Origin of the sequence: Flavobacterium sp. (assembly GCF_032153895.1) — a bacterium.
GTDB lineage: Bacteria > Bacteroidota > Bacteroidia > Flavobacteriales > Flavobacteriaceae > Flavobacterium.
Genome location: NZ_JALDYN010000025.1, coordinates 25,434 through 32,504, shown reverse-complemented (window position 1 = coordinate 32,504; position 7,071 = coordinate 25,434). Strand labels below are relative to the sequence as shown.

General features: G+C 35.4%; 9 protein-coding genes. 7 read left to right on the top strand and 2 right to left on the bottom strand.

Features of this window, described 5'->3' with window-relative positions:
• The coding region (locus tag RUH60_RS09085; RefSeq protein ID WP_313807556.1) for a metallophosphatase at positions 1–892 on the bottom strand (892 nt) is incomplete at its 3' end.
• 10 nt (positions 893–902) lie between these two features.
• Positions 903–1,685 (bottom strand): 5'-nucleotidase, encoded by a 783-nt coding sequence (locus RUH60_RS09080; protein ID WP_313807555.1) that lies wholly within the window; start codon positions 1,683–1,685, stop codon positions 903–905.
• A 47-nt stretch (positions 1,686–1,732) separates the two neighbouring features.
• Between RUH60_RS09080 and RUH60_RS09075 the strand changes: the two genes are divergently transcribed.
• The 7 genes from RUH60_RS09075 to RUH60_RS09045 all read left to right on the top strand — a co-directional run bounded on the left by RUH60_RS09075 (position 1,733) and on the right by RUH60_RS09045 (position 7,060).
• Positions 1,733–2,251 (top strand): DUF6913 domain-containing protein, encoded by a 519-nt coding sequence (locus RUH60_RS09075; protein WP_313807553.1) that lies wholly within the window; start codon positions 1,733–1,735, stop codon positions 2,249–2,251.
• Position 2,252: 1 nt separating this feature from the next.
• The gene (gene dapA / locus RUH60_RS09070) at positions 2,253–3,134 is read left to right on the top strand and encodes a 4-hydroxy-tetrahydrodipicolinate synthase (RefSeq protein WP_313807551.1); all 882 of its coding nucleotides are present in this window, start codon (positions 2,253–2,255) and stop codon (positions 3,132–3,134) included.
• Positions 3,135–3,159: 25 nt separating this feature from the next.
• Positions 3,160–3,672: a ferritin gene (locus tag RUH60_RS09065; protein ID WP_313807549.1), complete on the top strand. Its 513-nt coding sequence runs from the start codon at positions 3,160–3,162 to the stop codon at positions 3,670–3,672.
• Between the two features lie 164 nt (positions 3,673–3,836).
• Positions 3,837–4,646, top strand: coding sequence for an outer membrane protein assembly factor BamD (locus RUH60_RS09060; protein ID WP_313807548.1), 810 nt, complete (start codon positions 3,837–3,839; stop codon positions 4,644–4,646).
• Between the two features lie 3 nt (positions 4,647–4,649).
• Positions 4,650–4,967 carry a DNA-directed RNA polymerase subunit omega gene (locus RUH60_RS09055; protein ID WP_313807546.1) on the top strand — a complete coding sequence of 106 codons (318 nt, stop codon included), beginning with the start codon at positions 4,650–4,652 and terminating at the stop codon, positions 4,965–4,967.
• Between the two features lie 4 nt (positions 4,968–4,971).
• Positions 4,972–6,180: a bifunctional phosphopantothenoylcysteine decarboxylase/phosphopantothenate--cysteine ligase CoaBC gene (gene coaBC / locus RUH60_RS09050; protein WP_313807544.1), complete on the top strand. Its 1,209-nt coding sequence runs from the start codon at positions 4,972–4,974 to the stop codon at positions 6,178–6,180.
• Complete coding sequence (locus tag RUH60_RS09045; protein ID WP_313807542.1) at positions 6,173–7,060, top strand: DUF4835 family protein; 888 nt, start codon at positions 6,173–6,175, stop codon at positions 7,058–7,060. The genes coaBC and RUH60_RS09045 overlap by 8 nt, the downstream gene beginning before the upstream one ends.
• Positions 7,061–7,071 lie beyond the last annotated feature (11 nt).

Below are 7,071 nucleotides of genomic sequence, written 5' to 3'. Positions count from 1 at the left end.
AAGTTGAAGCTTTTTTCATTTTATCGAAGTAAAAATCTATTCTGCCTAAGTTGATGCCATAACATCCTACTTGATTGATAAGTACTTCTTTTCCTTCTAAATTAGTTTCAATTACAGGCTTGTCTAAAAAGGTATGTGTGTGACCGCCAATGATTAAGTCGATGTTTTTGGTTTTTCGAGCCAAGAGTACATCACAGATTTTTTCCGGTTCGTTTTGGTATTGAAAGCCTAAATGCGACAAACAGATAATCAAATCACATTTTTCGGTTTCTTTCAATATTCTTGTAATGTCCTGAGCAATTTCCACCGGATTGTTGTATATAGTTTCTTTGTATAACTTTTTATCCACCAAACCATTAAGTTCCACGCCAAGCCCAAAGATTCCGATTTTAATCCCGTCTTTATGAAAGATTTTATAGGGTTTTACAATGTCGTTTAAAACAGTGTTTTTGAAATCGTAATTGGCCGATACAAAGTCAAATTTGGCATGTGGAAGCTGGGCGTAAAAACCATCAATTCCGTTGTCGAAATCGTGGTTTCCCATGGTTGCCAAATCGTATTTTAACATGCTCATCAGTTTGAATTCCAATTCACCACCATAATAATTGAAATATGGAGTTCCTTGGAAAATATCGCCTGCATCGAGTAATAAAACGTTCTTTTCTTCCTGACGAATCTTTTCAATTAATGCCGAACGACGAGCCACGCCACCCATATTCGGGTTTTTAGGATGATCAGCCGCAAAAGGTTCAATATGACTGTGAACATCGTTGGTGTGAAGTATCGTAATTTTTTTGATATCGGTTGAAGTAAAACTACTCAATGACAATCCGCCTAAACCAATAAATGCCGAACTGGCGATGCTGTTTTTTAAAAAATCTCTTCTTTTCATAATAGTCAATTTACTCTAAAACAACTCGTTCGGTTTTAATGATGGGTAATGATGGCGTTTTTTTGAAATAATCAATCATCAGATTGCGAAGTTTGTATTCCATGTCGTAGGATTGTATTCCTTTTTTGAAAAAATCCATGCGATCGCCGCCATTGGATAAATAATCAGACGTACCAACAAAGTAATTTGCATTGTCGTCCAACGGTTTGTTGTTTATCAGGATTGTTTTAATGGTCAAATCCGATTTATTGGCAATGATTTTCATTCCGGTAAGTGGATGTGGCTTTTTCTCTTTCAGCATGTATTGCGCCATCTCACGGATTTGAATTCCTTTTAATTCGATGACAATCAAGCTATTTTCAAAAGGCATAATTTCAAAAGCATTTCTTGTTGTAACATTGCCTTTCGGTAATATCGCCCGAATTCCACCGTGATTTAGAAGGCAGATGTCCAGATTTTTACCTGTTTTTTTATTGAAAACCGGATTCCCCATTTCCATTGTCATTTCCGCCATCAAATTCCCGATTGTGGTTTGCCATTCGCCTTTGCTCTTATCCATAGTTTCGGGTGCGTAAGACAAAACGTGGTCTAAATCTTTGTTAATGTGGTCTTTGTAAGGAGCGATGAAATCATTTATGGCTTTGGTTTCCCCAAATTCAGGTGTAACACCTATTTTTTTACCTTCAATTTTTGTATTTTGATACGATTGACTTCCGCAGGAAATCAACAAAAAAATAAAAATCGAAACAAAAAAGTGTGTGATTAAACCGTTGTACTTTCTTAAATTTACCATCCGTTATTTGCCTAAAAGGTTAATTGTGCAAAACGAGTAAAGTTACTATGTTTTTAAAATTTATAAAGGATTTTTTCATAAAAAAAACGATTAACAAATCGTTATCCGACTACAAACTATTAGCTTCCGACACTAAAATTCTAACGGTAGGAGTTTTGATTGATGAAACTTATTTTGCTAAGGAACAAGAACTTATTTCTGAGATTGTTGCTAGTGGAATTGATAAAACGTCCATCGAAATACTTGTTTTTAAAGACAGAATCAAGAAGAAAGATGTTTTTGAAAACCCTTCTTTCAGCCGAAGTGATATTGCCTTCTCGGGAGGATTTAAAAAACAGGAAATCTCACAGTTTACAAGCAAAACGTTTGATATGCTCATCAGTTATTATGATGTGGAAAAACCTCATTTATTAGTTGTAACTTTGCAGTCGCAGGCGAAATTTAAAGTTGGTTTTTCGACTATAGACAAACGTCTGAATCATTTCATGATCAACACCATAGCAGAAAAACATCAGGAATTTGTGTCTGAATTATTCAAATATTTAAAAATTTTAAACAAACTATAAAATGCAGTCATTAGTTGGAACCGGAGTGGCTTTGGTTACTCCATTTAAAAAAGATTTTTCGGTAGATGTTGAAGCGTTGAAACGCATCGTAAACTACGTAATTGATGGTGGAGTTGAGTATTTGGTTGTGTTGGGAACAACTGCTGAATCCGCAACCCTGACTGCAGAAGAAAAAGAATTGGTAATTCAAACGGTAAAAGAAGCTAACAACGGAAGATTGCCTTTGGTTCTAGGTGTTGGTGGAAATAACACGTTAAAAGTTGTGGAAGAATTAAAAACCAGAGATTTTTTTGGATTTACGGCTATTTTGTCGGTTTCTCCATACTATAACAAACCAACTCAGGAAGGAATTTACCAGCATTTTAAAATGGTAGCGGAAAATTCACCAATTCCTGTAATTGTTTATAATGTACCGGGAAGAACGGCAAGTAATATGTTACCATCAACGGTACTTCGTTTAGCGAATGATTTCAAAAACATCATCGGAATTAAAGAAGCAGCTGGAGATATTGTTCAGGCGATGAAAATTATTGAAAACAAACCGAAAGACTTTTTAGTAATTTCCGGAGATGATATGATTACACTTCCTATGGTTTTAGCTGGTGGAGCAGGAGTGATTTCTGTTATCGGAGAAGGTTTTCCAAAAGAATTTTCAGAAATGGTTCGTTTAGGATTACAGCGCAAAGTTGATGAAGCTTATAAATTGCATTATTTGTTAGCAGATAGTATTGACATGATTTTCGAACAAGGAAACCCGGGTGGAATTAAAGAAATTCATAAAGCTTTAGGATTGTCTGAAAATACAGTTCGCTTACCATTGGTAAACGTTAACGAAGATTTAGCAAATCGGTTGAGTGCTTTTGTAAAGAAAGTTGTAAATTAGCAAAACGCAATTAAAAACTAATTATATGCTAACGAAAACTATACAAACTGCCATTAACGATCAAATTAAAATTGAAGCGGATTCTTCACAAATCTATTTAGCTATGGCCTCATGGGCTGAAGTTCAGGGGTTTGAAGGGATTTCTGCTTTTATGTACAAGCAATCAGACGAAGAAAGAATGCACATGCTGAAATTGGTAAAATATGCCAATCAAAGAGGTGGTGAGGCAAAAATTCCGAACGTTATCGAACCGGTTTTGGATTGTTCTTCTTTTAAAGCCTTGTTTACGCAGTTGTATGAACACGAAGTAAAAGTATCAGCCAGTATCAATGAATTGGTGCATATTTCCTTAAGCGAAAAGGATTACGCAACCCATAATTTTCTGCAATGGTATGTTTCTGAGCAAATAGAGGAAGAGGCTACAGCGCGTACCATTCTTGATAAAATCAACTTGATTGGTGATGACAAAGGAGGTTTGTATTTGTTTGATAACGATATGAAAAACTTCTCTGGTGGTCAGCCAACATCAATGCAATAAAACCAACAGAATACAGTTTTAGGAAGATGTTCTTTTTAAGGACATCTTTTTGTTTTTCTGATGTAAAAAAATATTTTGTAGTATCCAATTAATCATTAATTTTGCAGTTGCTTTTCTGAATACTGGATTTTTAGCAGAAGCAGTAAAAAAACGTAAATCGTACAATGAGTAAATTTTTATATATTTTTCTTTTTTCGGTTCTTTTATTTTCGTGTAGTCCGTATCAAAAAGCTTTAAAATCGGAAGATTTGGCGTATAAATATGAAATCGCTACGCAGAAATATGACGAAGGAAAATACAATAAAGCTATCCGTTTATTTGAACAAATTGCTGGTCCAAACCGCGGAAAGCCAAACGCTGAAAAGTTGTTTTATATGTTTTCACAATCGTATTATAAAACAGAACAGTACTATTTAGCGGCACACCAATTCGATGGATTTGTGGCTACTTATCCAAAAAGTGAAAAACGTGAGGAGGCAATGTTTTTAGGCGCGAAAAGCTATACCATGTTGTCACCTGTTTATTCATTAGAACAAGGAGATACGGATAAAGCTATTGAGAAATTACAGAATTATATCAACACCTATCCAAATTCAGCCAATCTTGAAGAAGCCAATAAAATAATGGCAGAACTAAGAGATAAATTGGAGAAAAAAGCCTTCGAAATTGCTAAAGCTTACGGGGAAATTCAAAACCCAATTAACGATTACAAGGCAGGAATCAGAGCTTTAGATAATTTTATTTCAGATTATCCAGGTTCGAAATTTAAAGAAGATGCGTTGTATTACAAACTGGATTTCTCATACAATTACGCAATAAAAAGTATTTCTTCTAAAATGGAAGAACGTTTAAACTTGGCTAAAAGTGCTTATTCAAGTTTAGTTCGATTCAAAGAAGATACAAAATACAAAAAAGAGGCTGATAAAATGTCGGCAAGTATAGATCAAGAATTACAAAAATTTTCTAAACAATAAATCATGGATTTAAAGAAAACAACAGCTCCTGTAAACACAATTACTTACAACAAAAGTAAGATTGAAGAGCCAACCGGTAACATCTATGAAGCGATTACCATCATGGCAAGAAGAGCTAATCAAATCAATTCTGAAATTAAAAAAGAACTGATTGATAAATTGGATGAATTTGCTACCTATAACGATAGTTTAGAAGAAATCTTTGAAAACAAAGAGCAAATCGAGGTTTCTAAATTCTATGAAAAATTACCTAAACCACACGCTTTGGCGGTACAGGAATGGTTAGAAGGTAAAATCTACCACAGAGATTCAAACAAATAAGACTATGTCTGTTTTAAGCGGTAAAAAAATTCTACTCGGCGTATCCGGAGGTATTGCCGCTTATAAATCAGCGAGTTTAGTTAGACTACTTATAAAGGCAGGTGCTCAGGTTCAAGTAATCATGACGCCTGCCTCTAAAGATTTTGTTACTCCCTTAACATTATCTACTCTCTCAAAAAATCCGGTGTATTCTTCTTTTTTTAATGAAGAAGACGAGAATGCCGAATGGAACAATCACGTTGATTTTGCACTTTGGGCAGACCTTATGGTGATTGCTCCAGCCACAGCCAATACGCTTTCCAAAATGGCGAATGGTAATTGTGATAATCTTCTTATTGCCACGTACTTATCTGCGAAATGTCCTGTGTATTTTGCTCCTGCTATGGATTTGGACATGTATAAACATCCGTCTACTTTGGCAAGTTTTTCAGCTTTGAAGAATTTCGGGAACACTATGATTCCCGCTGAAAGTGGAGAGCTAGCCAGCGGATTATCCGGAGAAGGGCGTATGGCAGAACCTGAAAATATTGTCGCTTTTCTAGAGAACGATTTGGAAAGTAAACTTCCATTGAAAGGAAGGAAAATTCTAGTTACCGCAGGGCCAACTTATGAAGCTATTGATCCGGTTCGTTTTATTGGAAATCATTCCACAGGAAAAATGGGGTTTGATATAGCTAATGAAGCCGCAAATCTTGGCGCAGAAGTAATTTTGGTATCAGGTCCAACACATTTACAACTCAAAAACAGCAAGGTAACAATCGAAAGAGTGACTTCTGCTGAGGAAATGCATGAGGTTTGTCATCGTCATTTCAAAGAAGTTGATGCTGCGATTGCCGCCGCTGCCGTTGCAGATTACAGACCAAAAAATGTTGCTTCTCAAAAAATAAAAAAGAGTGATGCTGCGTTTTCCATTGAATTGGAAAAGACCAAAGACATCCTTGCTTCGTTGGGTGCCATTAAACAAAATCAGTTTTTAATCGGTTTTGCTTTAGAAACGGAAAATGAAATTGAACATGCAAAGCAGAAAATTCAGAAAAAAAACTTAGATTTGATTGTTTTAAATTCTTTGAATGATAAAGGTGCCGGATTTGGTCAGCCGACGAATAAAGTAACATTTATCGATAAGAATTTCAATATCTTTCCAATGGAACTGAAAAGCAAAGAAGCTGTTGCCTTGGATATCATCAATAAAATAATTGAACATTATGCGTAATTGGATTGTAACTTTACTTTTATTTTTCTCTGTGCTTGGTAACGCACAGGAATTGAATTGCAGTGTAAAAGTAAATCATGATCAGATTACAAGTGCCAATGTTCAGGTGTTCAAAACCTTAGAACGCTCTTTAACGGAGTTCGTAAACAATACGAAATGGACTGATAAAAATGTTGCCAACAACGAAAGAATTGATTGCAGCATGTTCATTACTGTGACTTCGTATGATTCTAATAGTTTTACTACAACGATTCAGGTGCAATCGTCGCGTCAGGTCTTTAATTCAACGTATGCTTCGCCAATATTCAATTATAACGATAAAGAGTTTGATTTTCAGTATGTTGAATTTCAAAATTTATTGTACAACCCGAACAGTTTTGATTCTAACCTGATTTCTGTTATCGCTTTTTACGCAAACGTGATTATTGGTTTGGATGCAGACTCTTTTTCCAAGCAAGGCGGAACCAAATATCTTGAAGCAGCTTCCAATATTGCCAATTTAGCTCAAGGAAGCGGAGGTAAAGGCTGGACGCAAACCGATAAAACACAAAATCGCTATTATTTAATAAACGATTTATTGTCAACAACTTATCTTCCGTATCGTGATGCTTTGTATGAGTATCATTTTATGGCTTTGGATAAAATGGCGGATGATGTAAAATCTGGAAAAGAGAATGTTTTGACCGCGATTAAAACGGTTTCTAAATTGCACAGTGTTCGACCTAACTCGTTTATTGCGAGAGTCTTTTTTGATGCAAAATCGGATGAAATTGTGTCTATTTTTTCAGGAGGACCAAGCATTGCCATCACTGATTTGGTGGAAACTTTAAACCGCGTTTCGCCGCTTAATGCCGTAAAGTGGAATAATATCAAATATTAATCTGTCGGACC

Coding starts and splice junctions, on each gene's coding strand:
- RUH60_RS09055 (WP_313807546.1), top strand. CDS start 4,650: ATGGATTTAAAGAAAACAACAGCTCCTGTAAACACAATTACTTACAAC.
- RUH60_RS09075 (WP_313807553.1), top strand. CDS start 1,733: ATGTTTTTAAAATTTATAAAGGATTTTTTCATAAAAAAAACGATTAAC.
- coaBC (WP_313807544.1), top strand. CDS start 4,972: ATGTCTGTTTTAAGCGGTAAAAAAATTCTACTCGGCGTATCCGGAGGT.
- RUH60_RS09065 (WP_313807549.1), top strand. CDS start 3,160: ATGCTAACGAAAACTATACAAACTGCCATTAACGATCAAATTAAAATT.
- RUH60_RS09060 (WP_313807548.1), top strand. CDS start 3,837: ATGAGTAAATTTTTATATATTTTTCTTTTTTCGGTTCTTTTATTTTCG.
- RUH60_RS09080 (WP_313807555.1), bottom strand. CDS start 1,685: ATGGTAAATTTAAGAAAGTACAACGGTTTAATCACACACTTTTTTGTT.
- dapA (WP_313807551.1), top strand. CDS start 2,253: ATGCAGTCATTAGTTGGAACCGGAGTGGCTTTGGTTACTCCATTTAAA.
- RUH60_RS09045 (WP_313807542.1), top strand. CDS start 6,173: ATGCGTAATTGGATTGTAACTTTACTTTTATTTTTCTCTGTGCTTGGT.